Source organism: Mameliella sp. CS4 (assembly GCF_019392335.1).
GTDB lineage: Bacteria > Pseudomonadota > Alphaproteobacteria > Rhodobacterales > Rhodobacteraceae > Antarctobacter.
Genome location: NZ_JAHXRQ010000015.1, coordinates 56,835 through 73,928 on the forward strand (window position 1 = coordinate 56,835; position 17,094 = coordinate 73,928).

The 17,094-nt window shown below is 65.2% G+C and carries 12 protein-coding genes; 3 read left to right on the forward strand and 9 right to left on the reverse strand.

The features are described 5' to 3' along the window. Positions 1-244 precede the first annotated feature (244 nt). Entirely contained in the window at positions 245-1,012 is a 768-nt protein-coding gene (locus KZZ07_RS17380) for a hypothetical protein (protein ID WP_219516081.1), read from the forward strand. Positions 1,013-1,420: 408 nt separating this feature from the next. On the opposite strand, the gene KZZ07_RS17385 is transcribed toward KZZ07_RS17380, so the two are convergent. Further along, positions 1,421-1,885 carry a hypothetical protein gene (locus KZZ07_RS17385; protein WP_219516082.1) on the reverse strand — a complete coding sequence of 155 codons (465 nt, stop codon included), beginning with the start codon at positions 1,883-1,885 and terminating at the stop codon, positions 1,421-1,423. After that, positions 1,882-2,277, reverse strand: coding sequence for a hypothetical protein (locus tag KZZ07_RS17390; RefSeq protein ID WP_219516084.1), 396 nt, complete (start codon positions 2,275-2,277; stop codon positions 1,882-1,884). The genes KZZ07_RS17385 and KZZ07_RS17390 overlap by 4 nt, the downstream gene beginning before the upstream one ends. A gap of 628 nt (positions 2,278-2,905) precedes the next feature. On the opposite strand from KZZ07_RS17390, the gene KZZ07_RS17395 reads away from it, so the two are divergent. Next, entirely contained in the window at positions 2,906-4,627 is a 1,722-nt protein-coding gene (locus KZZ07_RS17395; protein ID WP_219516086.1) for a hypothetical protein, read from the forward strand. Here KZZ07_RS17395 and KZZ07_RS17400 read toward each other — a convergent pair. The 6 genes from KZZ07_RS17400 to KZZ07_RS17425 form a co-directional block, all read right to left on the reverse strand. Further along, the gene (locus tag KZZ07_RS17400) at positions 4,596-5,300 is read right to left on the reverse strand and encodes a hypothetical protein (RefSeq protein ID WP_219516088.1); all 705 of its coding nucleotides are present in this window, start codon (positions 5,298-5,300) and stop codon (positions 4,596-4,598) included. The two genes, KZZ07_RS17395 and KZZ07_RS17400, sit on opposite strands and share 32 nt — an antisense overlap. A 327-nt stretch (positions 5,301-5,627) precedes the next feature. Further along, complete coding sequence (locus tag KZZ07_RS17405; protein ID WP_219516089.1) at positions 5,628-7,679, reverse strand: tetratricopeptide repeat protein; 2,052 nt, start codon at positions 7,677-7,679, stop codon at positions 5,628-5,630. Next, on the reverse strand, positions 7,679-8,641 hold the full coding sequence (locus KZZ07_RS17410; protein WP_219516090.1) for a hypothetical protein: 963 nt from the start codon (positions 8,639-8,641) through the stop codon (positions 7,679-7,681). The genes KZZ07_RS17405 and KZZ07_RS17410 overlap by 1 nt, the downstream gene beginning before the upstream one ends. 626 nt (positions 8,642-9,267) lie before the next feature. After that, positions 9,268-12,366 (reverse strand): efflux RND transporter permease subunit, encoded by a 3,099-nt coding sequence (locus KZZ07_RS17415; protein ID WP_219516091.1) that lies wholly within the window; start codon positions 12,364-12,366, stop codon positions 9,268-9,270. Continuing rightward, positions 12,366-13,670 carry an efflux RND transporter periplasmic adaptor subunit gene (locus KZZ07_RS17420; protein ID WP_219516092.1) on the reverse strand — a complete coding sequence of 435 codons (1,305 nt, stop codon included), beginning with the start codon at positions 13,668-13,670 and terminating at the stop codon, positions 12,366-12,368. Before KZZ07_RS17420 ends, KZZ07_RS17415 begins: the two co-directional genes overlap by 1 nt. 182 nt (positions 13,671-13,852) lie before the next feature. Next, positions 13,853-15,448 (reverse strand): acyl-CoA dehydrogenase family protein, encoded by a 1,596-nt coding sequence (locus tag KZZ07_RS17425; RefSeq protein ID WP_219516093.1) that lies wholly within the window; start codon positions 15,446-15,448, stop codon positions 13,853-13,855. A 294-nt stretch (positions 15,449-15,742) separates the two neighbouring features. Between KZZ07_RS17425 and KZZ07_RS17430 the strand changes: the two genes are divergently transcribed. After that, positions 15,743-16,219 carry a MarR family winged helix-turn-helix transcriptional regulator gene (locus KZZ07_RS17430; RefSeq protein ID WP_300437311.1) on the forward strand — a complete coding sequence of 159 codons (477 nt, stop codon included), beginning with the start codon at positions 15,743-15,745 and terminating at the stop codon, positions 16,217-16,219. Positions 16,220-16,244: 25 nt separating this feature from the next. On the opposite strand, the gene KZZ07_RS17435 is transcribed toward KZZ07_RS17430, so the two are convergent. Beyond that, a complete protein-coding gene (locus KZZ07_RS17435) occupies positions 16,245-17,081 on the reverse strand; it encodes an NAD-dependent epimerase/dehydratase family protein (protein WP_219516096.1) in 837 nt (278 codons plus the stop codon). Positions 17,082-17,094: the final 13 nt, after the last annotated feature.

Genomic DNA, 17,094 nt, shown 5'->3' on the forward strand with positions numbered 1-17,094 from the left:
TGCCGTCGTCGTCGAGCACTGGTTCGCAGAGACCAGCGGCAATGATCCATTTGCGCACCGCGTTGTCGAGCGAACCCGACGATGCGAAAGGCGCGCCTTTCGCTGTCAGAAGGTAGGCCGGAGCGTCCACGGGGAGATCCGCGACCTCGAGCATGAAGTTCCAGGGCAGCGGTAGCTGAACCTCGGAAGAGCCTTTTTTCGACGGTTGATACCGGATGTAGAGACGCTCATTGCGGGTCATTTCGTGCTCCGGTCCGAGGAGGTGCATGTCGCCGATGCGGCCCGCGGTGGCCTCGGCCAAGAGGAACCACCGGCGCGCCATCGTTCCCGGTCCGTGATGTGCCAGAAACTTCTCGGCGTCCGCGTCGCTCCACGGTTTCGCGCCGCCCTTCTCGACATGTCCGCTCTTGACCTTGTGAACCGGGCTGTCGACAGGATAGCCGTGGTCTTCGCCCCATCGATACGCGGCGCGAAGAGCCTTCAGACAGGTATGTGCCGCACCTGTGTGGACCCCGAACGAATCCCGGATGTGTGCGAAGGCTTCGCGCGGAAGCGAGGCCTTCATCGAACCCATGCGAACCTTCTTGTTGGGCGAGAGGCACTCTCGAGCTTGGGTGAGGCCGGTAATGCGGCTGTTGACCGTCGGCTGCTTGAGGTTGCCGGCTTTGACCTGCACCTCCATCCAGGCAAGGAACCGTTCGCAAAGCTCGTCGACGGTGTTCTTCGCCGGCTTGGGTTTCTCGTTCACGATCAGCTTCAACCCAGCCCGGGCGGAAAGGTAATGGTCCTCGAAATCCTCGTGGTCCGGACCCACCGGGATGGTGATCCTCTTCGTCTTCTGCCCTTCAACGCGAACACGCCAGCGAGGTGTCCCCGCCGGCGTTTTCTCTTCACAAAGGCCCTCATAGGTCTTCTCGATCTTCATATTCCATCTTCCCAGGATAGGGCCTCATCGGCTTCCGCGCTGATACTGTGCCCGTTGGTTGTCATCCGGCGCCCCGACGGCGCCTAGTTCGTATTGCCCGCCACATCGACCGAAAAAGATCCGTCTGGATTCACCCGAACAGCACCCGGCTGGAGGCCGGCGGCAATCATGGCGTGGATCACGTTGGAGACTGAGGATCGGGATGGCTGAGCGGCGGGCATTGGTCTTCACTTCCTTTGACGGAAGAAGAGTGGGTGGATCGCTTTCGATCGAGTCGCCGAAATCCGAAGAAAAATCGCATCGGAGCGAGAGATTTACCTCAATCCATTGATCGGAATTGAATCTTTCTTGCTCGGAAGGTGATTCTGGTCAATGGCGCGCCGGCTGGAGCAGCAGTCGGAGGGAATGCCGGCGCACCGACCCGCGATGATCCGTGCGCGGGCATGGGTCTTTCGACCCTCAAGGACGGCGCCCCGTCGAGGGGCGCCGTGATGCTCATCCGTCGATCATGTTCGCCGCAACGCGCGCCGCGCCCGCGGCGCTGAGGGCTGCGGTGACGAGATCGTAGAGCAGATCGAGTTCGCCAAGCGCGGCTGCGAGAGGCTGCGCTCCGGGCTCGCGGAAGATGCTCTCGTAGCCCCCGCGGACGTGGTTCTCATCGGCATGGAAGTAGACGTGCGTGCGGTTCCTGACCTGCCCGCCCAATCTCTCGATGAGCGTCCTGAGATCCCGGGCGAAGCTGTCGTCGAAGATGTCGCGACGGGCGATCTTGCTCGCGATCGCCGACGGGAACGCGCGCTGCGCAGGTGGTAGCTCCGGGGTGACGGTGTCGTAGAGCTCGTCCGCAACCGCATCGGCTTGCATCAGCGCCGCGGTGACGATCCCTGCGATCAGATCGGGCGTCATCTCGATGCCCTCGATCAGGGCGCTGAAGCGGGGGAGCGTGAGGGGCCTGCTCATGCCGCCACTCCCGGTGCGACCGGCTCGCACGCGTCCTCGCGGTATGCCTCGAGCGCGTTGGCGAGGCCATCGGCGAGGATGCAAATTTCCTCGACGACTGGCTCGGCGGGGTCCAGCGCCGCGAAGCAGGTGGCTTCGATCCGATACGGGTCATGCACATGCTCGAGCATGAGAAGGTCGACCAGATCGTCGAGCGCGCGCATCGTGCGTGCTGTCGGGTGGCCGGGATCGGCCAGACCGTCCAGCGCCGTCAGCGCGGTGCGGACGCCCGGCGCCGCGCCCAGCAACGCGGCGGCGCACGCGAGCGCGTCGGCGTTCTCGGCCGTGAAGGACCGCAGGTCACGGAGGGTCGGCGATTGCGAGGTGATGAGATCGTCGGTGAGATCGAACATGGTATCTCCATTCTTCGGAGTGGCCGGCGCCAAGGCCGGGTCAAGCGTTCGTCTGATTCACCTTCATCTCGTGGTTTCGCGCCTCTCGGTTCATCCTTTCGTGTCGGCTCTCGCCCCGAGGAGCCGGCACGAAAGGATGGGCCAGCGCGCCCACTCCGCATCTCTTTCCCGTCGCCAGCGACACGGCATCTGTTCTCCGTGCCGGCCTCGCCGGCTGCCCGTTGGGAGAGGTCGAGGAGAGGCCCTCCTCTCTTCGCCGGCCGTGGGGAGCGGCGAGCAGGTGGGGGTCTCGGGGGAGGAGTGCGGAACGACGCTCCCCCGCGCCGTCGGAGACGCCAGGGGGGTTCGAGGGGGAGTGGCGAACGATGCCCCTCGATCCGCCGGAAGGCGCCGGAGTTCAGGGGTGGCGAACGCCCTGCCGCCGTCCGCGCAGGACCGCCTCCCCGGCGTGGGGCCCTCGGAGAGCCGCGCGTATTCAGCCCCTCAGGGGCGTCTCGGAATACGCATAGTCGGTCCCTATGAGTATTGCGCCCGGTTCCCGGCGGGCGTCACTGACCATTTTTCCGAACCAGCAGGTCTTACCTATTTCCCCTCCGCTTCAATCAAAATCAGGAGGCGGAGCGCAGCGATGCAGGGATATCAGTTTGCCCACATGGAGACCTACTCGGTCAAGGGCGCGCCGGGCGCCGGGCCCGACTCGACCGCGAAGAAAAAGAACGGGCAGAGGGCTTGGACGGCGCGGGAAATCATCGACGAGGCGGAGCGCAAGGAACTGGCCTCCCTGCACGTGGACGAAGGCGGACCGCCGCCGGTGATTATGGCCGGTGAGGTGTCGACCTTCGAGGCACTACGGGATGCGCATGCCGCCGCTGCTGAGCGGAAGGAGAGCTTCCGATATACGAAAAAGGACGGAAGCATGCAGACACGTCGGCGAAAGCTTCGTGCCGATGCGCCAACCCTTCATACGACAGTCATGTCGCTTCCCGTCAAATCGGCTGATGCCCTCGCGAATCCCGTGCTCTTTGAGCAATGTCGGAATGCGCTTGAGGAGGCCATGAAGGATGAAGCCGAGCGCATGCAGCCTCTCGGCGGGAAGATGATGATGGGCGTGATCCATCTCGACGAGAGAATGGTTCACGCACACTTCTACACGATTGATCCAAAGAAGGGGCGGGTCGATCACCTACACCCCGGAAAGAAGGCCAAGGCCGCGTTCCATGCGGGGTATGAAGGAACCAATGACGATCCAAAGGACGTCCGCAAGGCGGGCAACCGCGCTTACTGCGATGCAATGCGCGCTTGGCAGGACAGGATCTACAAAAACGTCTTCCGGAAGTTCGGTCTGCTCCGGATGGGACCTGGAGCGGAGCGCCTCACCACCGCAGAATACAACGTCCGCATGGCGGCACAGGAACAAGCCGCCAAAGACCAGATGCGCAGCGAGGCTCTGGCGGCGCAGATCACGCGCCAAGAGGATCAGATTCGCAAGATGCTCCGTGAGGCGGGGGCAGCGGCGCAGGATCTCACACGCCAGTCGGTTGAGCTCCAGATCGACAAGGTCGGGGTTCTCGTGCAGGCGAACGAGGCGGCCACCACCAAGGCGCAGGGCGAGGAAGCGATCGAACGCGGAGCGCGCCAGGCGGCGGACGCGGAGGCACTTCAAAAGGCGATGCTCCGCGGCTGGGATGCCGTCGAGAACCGTGAGGTGGATTATCAGGAGAAGACTGAAGAGAAGCGCGAGGGCCTGAAGTTCGGGCCGAATGCCCCGGTGGAGAAGAATGACCGCGCCTCGCTGATCGACGCTATCCGCCCGGCCTATGATTTCGTGGTCGACATTGCCAAGCGCGCCTTCGGTCGGCGCAAGGAGGAAGCGTCGCGCGAGGCGGCACGCCGTAAAGAGGAAGCAGAGCTGCGTCGCCGGGCGGCTGTCGTCGCCGAGGAGCTGGAGCGCAGTCGGCAGGCTGTGCCGGAGGCTCTGCGCGAGGTCGCGAATGCCGAGGCTGCGGCCTACAGCGAGGCCAGCTTTCCCGGGGCGTGGGCGATCTCACCGGGAGCCGATCCCAAGAAGATCGGGGAGCGCCTCAACGCCACGACCAATCTGGATCTGCGCGCAGCCTACATGGCGACGCGCGACGCCGTCCGGTTGCTCGAAGGGGATGCGCCGCTGCGGGCGAAGTTCGAAATTGGGATGCAGGTGCTCGAGGGCGGTGCCGCCCACAGGGGCTTCGATCTGAACACAGGTCGCCAGGATATCGGGAAAGCGTTGAGCCCCGATCTGGCCGCGCAGCACCGCGACCAGATCGAAGAGGGCCCGAAGGTCAAGCGGAAGGACCGGACCCCTGTTCGGTAGTGATATCCGGAACGGGAAGGTCACCCGTCTCGGGGTCGTCTGTCTTCCGGGAGCGACGGGAGGTCTTCTTTGTCTCCGCGTCGGCTGTGGCGTCCGCAATGTGAGCTTCAGCGCTCTCGCGCGATGCCAGCATGGCAAAGATCTCGTCGCGCTCGGCCAGCCGGGCATGTGCGGCGGCGAGGTCGGTGGTTGCCGCCTTCAGCTGCTCATGGAGCTCAGCGCACGCAGCCTCGGCGGCTTCGGCTCGCGCCGCCTGATTGTCTCGGTCGTTCTCGAGCATGGCGATGATGTCCTGCTGCTCGGACATATCCTGGCGATGGCTCTCATCCTTCGCAGCCTGGGCGCGGCGCATGTCCACGATCTCGCCGTTCTGAAGGTCGCGCGTGCGGGCCCAGAGGTCCTTGAGCATCTGCTCGTGTGCGAGCCGCAGATCTTCGGGAATCTCCGGCATGTTCGCGAGTTTGGTCTGGGTCGCCAGCAAGCGCGCCTTGACCGCATTCACAGCGGGGCCAAGCCGCGTGAAGGACGTCTTCACACGCTCGTTGATTGCCTGCTGGGTCGGCATCTTGCCGTTGTTCTCAGCCGTCAGGGCAAGGATCGCGGTCTCGGTGCGGCGTAGCAGATCGGGGTCGATCTCGGCGTCGGGATTGAAGGTCTTTTCGTGCTTGGACATCTGTCGTCTCCGGCTGGGGTGTAATACTCGGTAGCGATATTACCGGGTATTACCGCCCCACGACGGGACGGCAGGAAGGATATTGGTCGAAGCCGAAGCGCCCGGAACCGATCCAACTGTGTTTCTGCAAGGCATCCCGTTGTGGATACAAACTTTTTCCGGACCTTTCGAAAGACGCCAAGATTCTCAAGGTCGGCGGCCTGACAGAAACGCCGCACTGTCGAGGTGATGCTTGCTTTTCATTGTTCTGAAGGAGCCTTGGATTTGTCGCCCCCTTCGAACGACTCCCTATCGCGCCAGTCTTAGCTGGCCCCGACGGCGCCTCGTTCAGGCGGCGATCAGGTCTGAATCGATCATTGCCTCGTTGACCCGCCGAAGGACGTTCAGGACTTTTTCGCGCTGGGATGACAGACCAGTGGCGACGTCATCGGCGCCGGTCGCGCCGCCCAAGATTATCCGCAGCCTCGGCCGCATGTCAGCAACCGGGCTCGACTCGTCCGTTTGGGACTCATCAAGCCAGTCGGCGATCCGGTTCTGGGCGTCGACATCGCCGAACAGGGCGCGCGCCACCAGCGTCAGGGCTTCGAGCTTCGGGGCGCGCTTCGTCACACGGGACAACATCTCCGCGTCCTCGTCGCCCAACGCCCGCTCGAAAGCCGCTGGCACGCTGGGGAGTTCCGCATGCTCGCCCGCCCAGATGCCGGCCCGCACGGCGAGCAGTTGCGCATACGCAAAGTCCGGCTGCTCTGCCAGTAATTCTCGGACCTCGGCAACAGCGAGGTCGTCCTGACCGGACATAAGCCGCTCCCCCAGCGCCCGCGCAGATGCCAATTCCCGCAATCGGACGACAGTCCTGTCCTCCGCAACCTCCGACGCGGTCAGCGCATCTGACGCCGATGTCGGCCGAGTTGCCTGATAGCGCGCGGCGATCAACCCGGGTTTCTCTTCGCGGTCGATTCGCGCTGCGTAGTCGGCCAAGATCCGGTTTTCTGGGAACTCTTCCACCGCCACTGCCGCCACATGCCGCGCCGCCTCGATCCCGTCGCGATGCGCGGTAAGCCGAATCCGGAGCGAATGCGTCGCCTCGTCAGCAAGTCCCTCCGGAAAACAATTGTCGACGATCGTCCGCGCTTCCTCGCAACGGTCCAGCGCGATCAACATCTCGGCGAGTTGATTACGCGCGTCGACATCGAAGGGCAGCCTCCGCACATGCTCCCTCCGCACGATCTCCAACGCTGCAATCGCGCCGCGCGCTTCCAACGCGTCGGCCCAGAGGGTCCACAACAAAACATTGAACGGCTGCCAGTGGAGCGCGACGCGCGCGAGTTCCTCGGCCCTAACGCACGCCGCTTCGTCGCTTGTCGCGGCCAGCGCGGTGCCAAGTTGATGCACCGCAGCGACCATGTGCTGGCTGATCCCCGTCGCCCGCACGAACCGGACATGCGCCTGCATGAAGGTCTCAATCGCCGGCGCCACCTCGCCATAGGACGTAGCTTGCAGCCGTTCGATCAGCGCCTTGCATTCGTCCGGCATCGGCGAACGGTAACCGTCGGCCGGCTGGAAATTCGGCCTACCCATAACCGCCATTTGCGGGTCGCACGCCCACCAAGCCGGCGGCTCGATTTCTGCGTCTTGGTATTGCTTGGTGCGTAGGAGCGCTGATATCTCTTTCCGCCATTGAGTGGGGTTGCGCGGATAAACCTTCTTCAACGGCAGCCATTCCGCCGCGAATTCCTGCTCGGAGGGCTTCCGCGCCATCGCCCACTGGGCCAGCCCCGCAAGCCAAGGCACCTCCGACGTCTGGTGCGCCACCTGCGGCAATCGGCGCAGACCCATCAGCCCAACGTCCAGGTAATCCCCCGGCAAGACCCCACCAGCCTCGCGGCAGATGTCCATCCAAAGCCGCGTCAGGTCCTCACCGTCGACGACCGGCTGCGTGACCGCCAAGGTCAGCAGGAAGGCCGCCCGTGCATCCCGTGCCGGCGTGTCAACGAGTCGTGATGTCCAGTCCATCAGCCTGATGCGGTTGTCATGCACCCACAGCGCCGCCTCGCCCGGTGCCAGCGCGCGGATGATCTCGAAGCTCTCTGAAATCTCTCGGATCAGCCGGCCACGCTTGCGCCGTTCGGCCGGGATCGGCTCGCGCCGCCGCGCGTTCAGCCAGGCTGTAACTGCGTCACCCAGTCGTGCCCGTGCCGGATCTTCAGCGGCGAGCGGGCCGAACAGCATGCGCGCCGCGTCTGGCGCATCAGCGCGCTCATAGGGCGGCACCTCGGCATAGCCGCGAATGAGCCGATCGTAGGATGTCTCCGGATCGGCCTCGAAGACCGCGATCCACGGATGGCGTGCACCTTCTGCTATGTCGGACGCCAGACCCATCAGGGCATGTCCTCACCAAACTCCGGTCGCCCGGCCGCCGCCGGCTCGTCCAGCAGCGCCAGTCGAAGCTTCAGAAGGTGGTGGTTGCGCAAGCTCCTAAGCTCCTCTGGCCCCCAAGGCCGTTCGATCAATGCCATAGCTTTAATGTGGCTTCGTTTATACTCTATTTTCGTATGGAGCAGCTCCGGCTGCAAGCTCTCTTCGCCTCCATCGGTTCGCAATGCCATCGCGCGACCGTAAGGGATCACCTCCGGAGCCGGGAAGTAATACTGCCACGGCTTGGAATCCAGCACCGTCGGACAGGTCATCGGCACGGCGTCCGCACGCGCTGCGGCTGTAACTTCCCTGACGCTGTAGACCATCATGGCGACCGGGATCGGCGTGCCGGGCTGCGGCTGGTAGTGTGCGAGCCCCAACCGATCGCGCAGCAAGTGCTGCCAATCTGGGTGCTCGGCGTCGTCCCTTAGACCATCGAGGAACGCAGCAAAACCTGGACGCTCGTCGCGCTTCCACGTCGCGAGAAATTTATCTATCAAGGCATTCCCCTCAGGGCTGCCGTCTTCCCACGCTTCCTTCAACTTCTCGTAGTGCTGGAGCAGAACATCAACGCCGTCAGAAGCCGTGAACCCGAAATGCGTTTCCAGTGGGCCACGTAATCCCTCGACACGAACCAGATCCTGCGCTTCATCCCGATCGCCCATTCCGGAAGGTCCGAGATCAATTCGGAATGTGTCAGGTGTCTCGCCTTCGATCTCGAGATTTTCCTTTACGTAATCGACATGACCATCCATCACCGCTTGGTCACTTGCGCAATCGCCGATGAACGCTTCGAACGTCGCTCTCCGCTCGTCCGAGACCGCTTCCTCGAAAACGTAGTTATCTGCCTTCGCTCGATACTCTTGCGGCGTGCGCGAACGCAACACGTCCACGCCGTTCTGCAAAGTGGCATTGTTGAACTGCAAGAATATCTCTCCGCCTTACCCCTGTAGGCCGCCCAGCTGGCTCCCGCAAAATGAATGTGCCGCCATGTGAGGGGATAAGCAAGCCATTGGAAGTCGCAGAAATTTGTCGCTTGCCGGAGTTATCCTGCCATCAGTCGTTGGAAAATCTGCGCAGCCTCAGGATAGTCCGATTGGCCCGAGACCGTGATCACCATCCGCATCGGCGGTCTCGTGCTGTTCCCAAACAAGGGGCCAGCGGGGGTCAGGTTCAGGGCAGCGTGACGACGTGCACACGGAAATGCGTGCCGCAGTGTGATCCGGCAGGCTGAAGCCCGGCAAGGACTGTAACTTGACCGCTGGACATGATCCGACCCGTGGGGCAAGTGGACGTTAAGTCGTTGCTTTCCGTGAGTCGACTTTTGCCAAGGCGTGGGGCACCTCCCTCTTTATTTCTTGAGCTTTTCGCGCAGGTGGCGATCCCCTACGGGCTGCCACTTGCTCCTGAAATGAACACCCGCGCAGCTGGGAACAGCTTTCCCAACCAAGCACTTGTGTCGCTTGCAATCGACGCGTTTTTCGTGGGGGTTCTTGCACCGGTTGCGCCCACGTGGCGCAGACAGGGGACACCCGCCTGCGCCTTGACGTGGTCAGTCCGCGGCCTCCTGCGCCCGGACCAGGCGCAGGTCGTGCAGGATGGCAAAGACCGCTGGGCTGACAAAGAGCGCGAGCAGTGTCGCGCCGGTCAGGCCGAAGGCGAGGCTGGCCACGATCGGGCGCAGGAATTGCGCTTGGGTGCTTTGTTCGAACAGAAGCGGCCCAAGGCCCACGACTGTCGTCAGCGAGGTCAGGAAGATCGCGCGAAAGCGGTCGCGCACGGCGGCCTGGCCGGCGGCCAGCATGTCCTCGCCCTCTGCGAAACGTTCCTTCATGAAGGTCACCAGCAGGATCGAATCGTTCACCACCACGCCGGCCAGCGTGGCCAGTCCCACCAGGCTGGGCAGGGAAATCTGCAGTCCCAGCGCCATGTGCCCCCACATCACGCCGATCAGGCTGAGCGGAATCGCGACAACCACCACGAGGGGCTGCACAAAGCTGCGGAACTGGAACGACAGGATCAGGTAGACCCCGACCAATCCGATCATCATGTTGCGCGCAAGCGAAGAGCCGGTTGTTGCCGTGTCCTTTGCCTCGCCCAGGATCGTGACGGAGACGCCGGGCCGCTTGTCGGCCAGCCCCGGAAGATAGTCGGCACGAAGCGCGGCCATCAGCTCGCGTGCGTTGGCGACGGCGGGGTTGATCGCGCCCTGAACGGCCACGGTGCGCTGGCCGTCGATCCGGTTGATCGAGGCGAACCCGCGCCCCATGCGCACGTCCGCCACCGCCGTCAGCGGCACCAGCGCGCCCTCGGCCCCCGGTACGCGCATCTCCAGGATATCCTGGAGGCTCATCCGGTTTTCGTCTGAGAGGCGGGCCACGATGTCCAGCGTACCCAGCCCGTCGCGGACCTCCAGCGGGGAATCGCCCCGGAACCCGGCGCGCAGTTCTGTCGCAACGGCCTGCGCGCTGACCCCTAGGGCCGAGGCCGCGGCGGGGCGCAGGGTGACGATGTACTCGGTCTTGCCCGGCTGCAGGTCATAGGTCACGTCGCGCACGCCCTCGAACTCGCGAAAGAACCTGCGCATCTCGCGGGCGGTGGCGCGCAGCGCGTCCAGGTCGTCGCCCTGCAGACGGATGTCGATGGGCTTGCCGCCGGCGCCGCGCTCCTTGTCGGTGATGCGAAAGGCGGCCATGTCGGGCATCGGACCCACCAGTTTCTTCCACGTGTCGACGATTTGCGTGACCTCGGTCGTGCGGATGCCGGCGGGCAGCAGCTTGGCGCTGACGGTGGCCATGTGGGCGCCGGTTTCGGGCGTGTCGGCATTGGCGCTGTAGGTGATCGTGTAGCTCTGGACCAGCGGCTGGCCATCGGGCTGATCGGGGGAAAGATCCGCATTCATCTTGTCCAGCGCCGCGACGACCCGCGCCACCCGCTGTTCCGTACGCTCCAGGGGCGAGCCCTGCACCAGCAGCAGGCGCGCCTCGACCGTGTCGCTTTCCAGCGCCGGGAAGCTCTGGAACTTGATGAACCCGCCGGTGTAGGGCGCGATGGAAAAGAGCACCATGAAAGCGGCGAGGCCCAGCGTGAAATAGCGGTAACGCAGGCTGAGGCCTGACAGGGGCACCACCACGCGGTCGCGCAGCCAGTCAAACCCGGCATTCACCGCGCGGCTGATCCGGTTGGGCCGCAGTTCACCCGACAGGGAATGGTGCATGTGGCTGGGCAGGATCAGGAAGGCCTCGACCAGGCTGACGATCAGGGTCATCACCAGCACGATGGGGATGTATTTCAACACCGCCCCGATCTGCCCCTGCATGAAGGCCAGAGGACCGACGATCATCACCGTGGTCAGGAAAGAGGCGATGACCCCCGGCGCCACCTGCACGGCGCCGTTCACCGTCGCCTGCATCGCGGTTTCTCCCGCCTGCCGTCGGCGCACGATATTTTCCGAGATGACGATGGCATCGTCCATAAGCAGGCCGATGGCCACCAGCAGCGCGACCATCGTCATCATGTTGATGGTAAGCCCGAAAAGCTGCATCGCAAAGATCGTGCCCAGGAAGGAGATCGGCAGGCCCATCGCGACCCAGAACGAGAACCGGAAACCAAAGAACAGCCACATGACGACCAGCACCAGAAGCAGGCCCTGGATGCCGTTTTCGGCGATGATGCGCAGCCGGTCGCGGATGTTCATCGTGCTGTCCTGCGAGATCGCCAGCGCGATGTTTCCCGGGGCCTCGGCCTGGGCCTCTGCCATGATCTGGTCCAGCGCGGCCTTGACGCGCAGCGCGTCCTGGCTTGCGCTCTTGTTGACCTGGATGATGGCGGCGCGCTCGCCGTTGTAATAGGCCGCCTGCGCCGGATCGCTGAACACCAGCGAGATTTTGGCCACTTCGCCCAGTGTGATTTCGGCACCATTGGCCGAGCTGGTCAACGGCAGGCGGGCGAAATCCCCTATGCTGCGCTTTTCGCCGAGAAAGCGGATCACCGCGTCGCCCTGGCGGCCTTCCAGCGTGCCGGCGGGCATGTCCAGGCTGTTGCGGGTCAAGAGCGGGCCCAGGTCCGAGATGCGCAGCCCGTGGCGCTGCAGGGCCGCCGCATCCAGTTCGATGACGATCTCGCGGTCGGAAAAGCCCGCGATCTCGACCTGCGAAATCTCAGGATCGGCGCGCAGCCGTTCCGCCAGCATGTCGGCATAGGCGAGAAGGACATGCGGGTCGTCGGGGCCGGTCACGGCGATGGAGGCGACAGAAGCGACCCGTTCGACCACGCGCGTCACCGGGTCCTCGGCCCGTTCGGGAAAGGTGTTGATCCCGTCCACCGCCGCCTTGAGATCGTTGTGAAAGCGGGTCATGTCCGCGCCTTCCGCGATCTCGGCGGTGATGACCGCCATGTTGTCCCGCGACAGGCAGGACAGTTCCACGAGGTTGTCGATCTTGCGCAGCGGGTCCTCGGCGACCTGGCAGATCCCGGTTTCCACCTCCGCGGGCGAGGCGCCGGGATAGGCGATGCGGAGCTCGACCAGGCTGGGCGGGGTCAGGGGAAAGGTGTCGCGCTGCAGCGTCGGCAGGGCGGCAAGGCCAAGGACGGCCAGCGCCAGCATCAGGATATTGGCGGCGGTCGGATGCAGGGCAAAGAGACGGATCATCACTTGTTGCCCTTCGGCTTGCCCTGGCCACCGGCGGCGGCGGTGATCTGGGCCAGCACCTGTTTGTCCTCCACGGCTTTGACAGCCATTCCGGGGACCGCGATGGCCGGGTCCGTCACCACCAGCCTGTCGCCCTCGACCAGGCCGTCAGTCACCACGGCGATGTCGCCGATGGTGACCCCTAGGGTCACGGCGCGTTTTTCCAGCGTCCCCTCGGCACTGACCACCAGCGCCTGGCCGCCGCGCACCGCGTCCAGCGGGGCCACCAGCGCCGGGCGCTTTGGCGCCATCAGGATCACCTCGACAAAGGTGTTGCGGCGCAGGGGCGGGCGCTTGCCCGCCTCGGCCTGGGCGTAGGGATCGTCGATCCGGACGACAATGGCGGTGCTCTGGGTGCGCGGGTCAAGCGCCTCTCCGACGCGGTCGACCTTGGCCTCCCACGTTACCAGGTGACCGGGTGCGGGCAGGCGCACGCGGGCCTTCAGGTCCTCGACCGTTGCGCCGTCTCCCATCATGCGCAGGATCGGCCCGACCCGCCCGATCGAGAATTGCGCGGCGACCTCTGCCGCCTCGATCCCCTCGGCGCTGACCAGCGTCTGGTTGCGCGTCACCACCTGGCCCAGTTCCGCCGAGACCTCGGCGATCCGGATGTCGTATGGGGCGGTGATCTCGGTGAATTCCAGCGACCGCGCCACGGTCGCGCGCTGGGCTTTCAGGACGTCGCGCTCTGCGGCGTTCAGCGCCAGCTGGTTCTCGACCTCCACGACCTTGGCGCGAGCGCCCAGTTCGGCGCGCCGGGCGCTGTCCAGCCGCACCTGCGTCGCCACACCCTGCTCCGTCAGCGTTTCCTGCCGGGCCAGTTCCGACCGGCTGAGATCCAGATCGGCGGTTGCGATCTCCAGGCTTGCGGCCAGGGTCCGGTCCTTGACGTCCAGCGCGGCCAATTGCGTGTCGATCTGGGCCAGCGACAGCTGCAGTTCGGCATCGTCCAGCCGCAACAGCAGCGTCCCGCCCGCGATGACGCCGCCATTGGCCAGCCCGTCGGCTTTTTCGATCACCTCGCCATCCACCCGTGCCACGGCGCGCCATTCGCGGGCCGGGGTGACGGTGCCAAATCCGCTGACGCGCGGAACGAAGTCCACGGGGGCCATCGTCACGACGCGAACCGCGGTTGGCGGACGCTTCACCTCCTTGGCGGCCGGGGGGCTTTTGAGATCTTCGGAATAGGCCACGGTCAGCGCGCCCAGTGCGACGGGAATGGCAACGGCAAGGCTGCGGGCGATGCCCTTGATAAAGGCTGACATGGCACAATCCTCATGAACGGCGTGGACCTTGATCGGTCCGGCGCTATCACGTCACGGAAGCCTGCCGCTGGAAACAGCGGACAGCGTCACTGCGACAATAAACACATGCGCAAGATAGAATTTTTTTGGAGAGGGGAGTCAATGCCGGCCGGAAGGGATTTGGCCGGCATTGCAAGTCTCCTCTAGGCGGGCTGAGTCAGTGCCCAGTCGACGCCCGATTCCGCCAGCGCCATGCGGGCCGATCCCTGCGCCAGCCAGAGATCCAGGGCGCGGTCGCTGTCGGCGTCGATGCCTTTCAGACGTTCGGCAAGCACCGCGCTTTGCGCGACCCAGGCGGCGCGCAGGACAGAGTCGGCGGCATATAGCCGGGCCTCGGGCGCGGCCTCGCGCAGGCGCGTGACCAGCGCGGCAAACCGCCCGGTCAGGTCCGCGCTGCCTGGCGCCGCCTTGGCACGCGCCAGGAAGGCAGTCAGCGCCGTATCGTCCTTGAGCAGGCGCCGCAGGACCAGGTCCTGCGCCTGCATGCCCGTGGTGCCCTCGTAGATTGTGGTGATCCGGACATCCCGGAAATAGCGTTCGGCGGGCCATTCGCGGGTATAGCCTGCCCCGCCCAGAACCTGGATCGCGTCGCTGGCGCTGTCCTGTCCCAACTCGCCGCCAAAGGTCTTGGCCAGCGGCAACAGGAAGGGGGCCAGGGCGGCAGCGCCATCGTCACCGTCCTTGGCCATGTCCAGCACGGTGGCCGTTTCCAGCACCAGCGCGGCCAGTACCATGGCGCGGGCATCCAGCGTCAGCAGCATGCGCTGGATGTCGGGATGCGCGGTCAGAGCGACCGGCGGGGCAGAGGGGGCGCCGCCCTGGCGGCGGTCCTCGGCATAGGCGCGGGCCAGGCGTGCGCAGGTGGCGGCCACCCCGGCGCCCTGGGTGCCGACCTGCAGTCGCATGCGTTCGATCATGTGGAACAGGGCGGGCAGCCCGCGGCCCGGCGCGCCGATCATCACCCCTTCGGCCCCGTCAAAGCGCAGCACGCAGGTGGGCGAGCCGTGCAGGCCCAGCTTTTCCTCGATGCGCTCGACGTGGATGCCATTGGTGGCACCTGCGTCGGTGACATTGGACACCAGGAAAAGCGACAGACCACGCGTGCCGTCCTCTGGGGTGCCGGTGCGCGCCAGCAGCAGGTGGCCGATCCGATCGGTCATGTCCTGATCGCCGAAGCTGATCCAGCACTTGGTGCCCGATATGCGCCAGCCGTCGCCCTCGGCTTTGGCCCGCGTGCGGATACGGCCCACGTCCGATCCGGCATCCGGTTCTGAAATGCAGATGGTCGCGGCCCAGGTGCCCTCGGCCAGCTTCGGGCACCAGTCTGCCGCCAGCTTTGGTGCGTTGGCGGCCAGGCAGAAGGCGGCGGCACGGCTGGAGCCGGGCAGCATCATGAAGGGCAGGGCGGCGCCTTCCATCGGCAGGGCGGCGGCGACATGCAGCGCCAGCGGCAGACCCATGCCGCCCAGGTCATCGGGCAGGTCGGCGGCCAGCCAGCCGCCCTCGCCCAGGGCGCGGTAGGCGGCGGCGTAGCCTTCGGGGGTGCGGACGCGCCCGCCCTCGACCTGACAGCCCGCCGCGTCCGCCGTGGCGGCCAGCGGGGCTAGGGTGTCCTCGGCCAGCTTGAAGGTTTCGCCCAGGATCTGGGCCACGGCGGTATCGTCCAGCCCGGCGGGCGCGGCCTGCTCTGCCCAACCGGGTGTGCGGGCAAGGATCTGTGCTAGCAATTCTGGGGTCATCGGGTCACCTTCTCGACGGGAGGCGCGTCGGCGCGGCGCGTGAACGCGCCCTGGATGGCATCATCTGCGCCGGTACATCGGCGCGGGTGCCTCGGGAAATGGGCCATGTCTCCTCCTGCACGGCCGGGGGAACCCCCCCTGATCTGACGGGTGGGATGTTGACTCGAATCGAAAAAATTGTCTACTGGGAAACAATAATGATATCGCAAACAGCGAAACATGGGAGGATCTGCATGGCCATTGGCGCTGAGGGGACAGGAGTCCGTGCCGGGCAGGGCACCGGGGAATGCGGCCGTGGATGATCCGCGCAAAGACCGCCCGGACGGCACGGTGCATTACGGACCGCTGTCCGAGGCCATGGGTTTTCTGCTGCGTCTTGCGCAGCTGAAGAGCTTTGCCGGGTTCTTTCGCTCGTTCGAGGCAGAAGACATCCGCCCGGGCGAACTGACGGTGCTGATGGTCCTGCACGAAAACCCGGGCATCCGCCAGGGCATGCTGGCCAAGTCGCTCAGCATCAAGCGGGCGCATATGACCAAGATGGTGCGCCAGATGGAGGACGAGGGGCTGATCCTGCGCCGCGTGCCCGAAGACGACAAGCGCGCGATGGAACTGCGGCTGACAGAGGCCGGAGAGGCGCGGGTTGCCGTGCTGGGTCCGATCCTGGCCGAGCACGAGGCTGGCGGCGCCGCTGGCCTGTCCCAGACCGAAACCGCCGAACTGAAGCGCTTGCTGCGCAAGATGCTGAACATCCGCAACGGCGCCAGCGGCTGACCCCGGGGCCCCGTCATCGGGCGGTTCAGGGCTCCTTGCGGTCGTCGACGATGTTCATCTGCGCCTGCCCGCTCTGGCCCAGGTCCACTGCCGCGAAAGGCCCGCCGTGGCACATCTGTGCCGGATCGCGCGGATCACCCGGCCCTTCGGCGGCCAGCACCTGTGCGGCAAACTGCTCGGCGTTGTCCCTTGGCGCATAGCCAAGGTAACGCGCGGCGGAATTGTCCACCGGGCATCGGTCGTTGTCCGACACGCCATAGACCACGGTAAAGCCGGTCGTCGGCGTGTCGATCGCCCGCGTCACCAGCTGGATCAGGTCGCCGTAGCTGAGCCAGGTCCCCAGCGCCCGCGCCCCCGTCACCTGCGCGCAGGAGAGAATGCGCAGGCAGACCGCCTCGACCCCGCGTTTCTCCCAGTACAGGCGCGCCAGATCCTCGGCGAAACATTTGGCCAGCCCGTAGAAGGTGTCGGGCCGGTGCGGCACATCCGTGCCGATCCGCACTTGCCGGGGATACATGCCGACCGCGTGGATCGAACTGGCATAGACCACGCGCCGCACGCCGTGCCGGTGCGCCGCCTCCCAGACGTTGTAGGCGCCGACGATGTTGGGGCCGAGAATCTGCTCAAAGGGCGCTTCGTCCCCGATGGCACCGAAATGCACCACCATGTCGGCCCCTTCGATCACCTCCGACATGGCGTTCAGGTCGGCCAAGTCGGCCTGAACATAGCGTTCCCCGGGATAGAGCGTGCCGACACCCTCGGCGATGTCCGTCGACACCAGTTCCTCGGCCAGACGCGACAGCGGTTCGCGCAGGTAGGACCCCAGCCGTCCCGCGGCGCCAGTCAGAACGAGTTTCTTCATGTCGTGTCCTTTC

Bases quoted from the DNA above. Each gene is read 5' to 3' on its own strand.
- KZZ07_RS17385 (WP_219516082.1), bottom strand. From the start codon at position 1,885: ATGAGCAGGCCCCTCACGCTCCCCCGCTTCAGCGCCCTGATCGAGGGC.
- KZZ07_RS17390 (WP_219516084.1), bottom strand. From the start codon at position 2,277: ATGTTCGATCTCACCGACGATCTCATCACCTCGCAATCGCCGACCCTC.
- KZZ07_RS17435 (WP_219516096.1), bottom strand. From the start codon at position 17,081: ATGAAGAAACTCGTTCTGACTGGCGCCGCGGGACGGCTGGGGTCCTAC.
- KZZ07_RS17405 (WP_219516089.1), bottom strand. From the start codon at position 7,679: ATGGGTCTGGCGTCCGACATAGCAGAAGGTGCACGCCATCCGTGGATC.
- KZZ07_RS17425 (WP_219516093.1), bottom strand. From the start codon at position 15,448: ATGACCCCAGAATTGCTAGCACAGATCCTTGCCCGCACACCCGGTTGG.
- KZZ07_RS17395 (WP_219516086.1), top strand. From the start codon at position 2,906: ATGCAGGGATATCAGTTTGCCCACATGGAGACCTACTCGGTCAAGGGC.
- KZZ07_RS17415 (WP_219516091.1), bottom strand. From the start codon at position 12,366: ATGATCCGTCTCTTTGCCCTGCATCCGACCGCCGCCAATATCCTGATG.
- KZZ07_RS17420 (WP_219516092.1), bottom strand. From the start codon at position 13,670: ATGTCAGCCTTTATCAAGGGCATCGCCCGCAGCCTTGCCGTTGCCATT.
- KZZ07_RS17400 (WP_219516088.1), bottom strand. From the start codon at position 5,300: ATGTCCAAGCACGAAAAGACCTTCAATCCCGACGCCGAGATCGACCCC.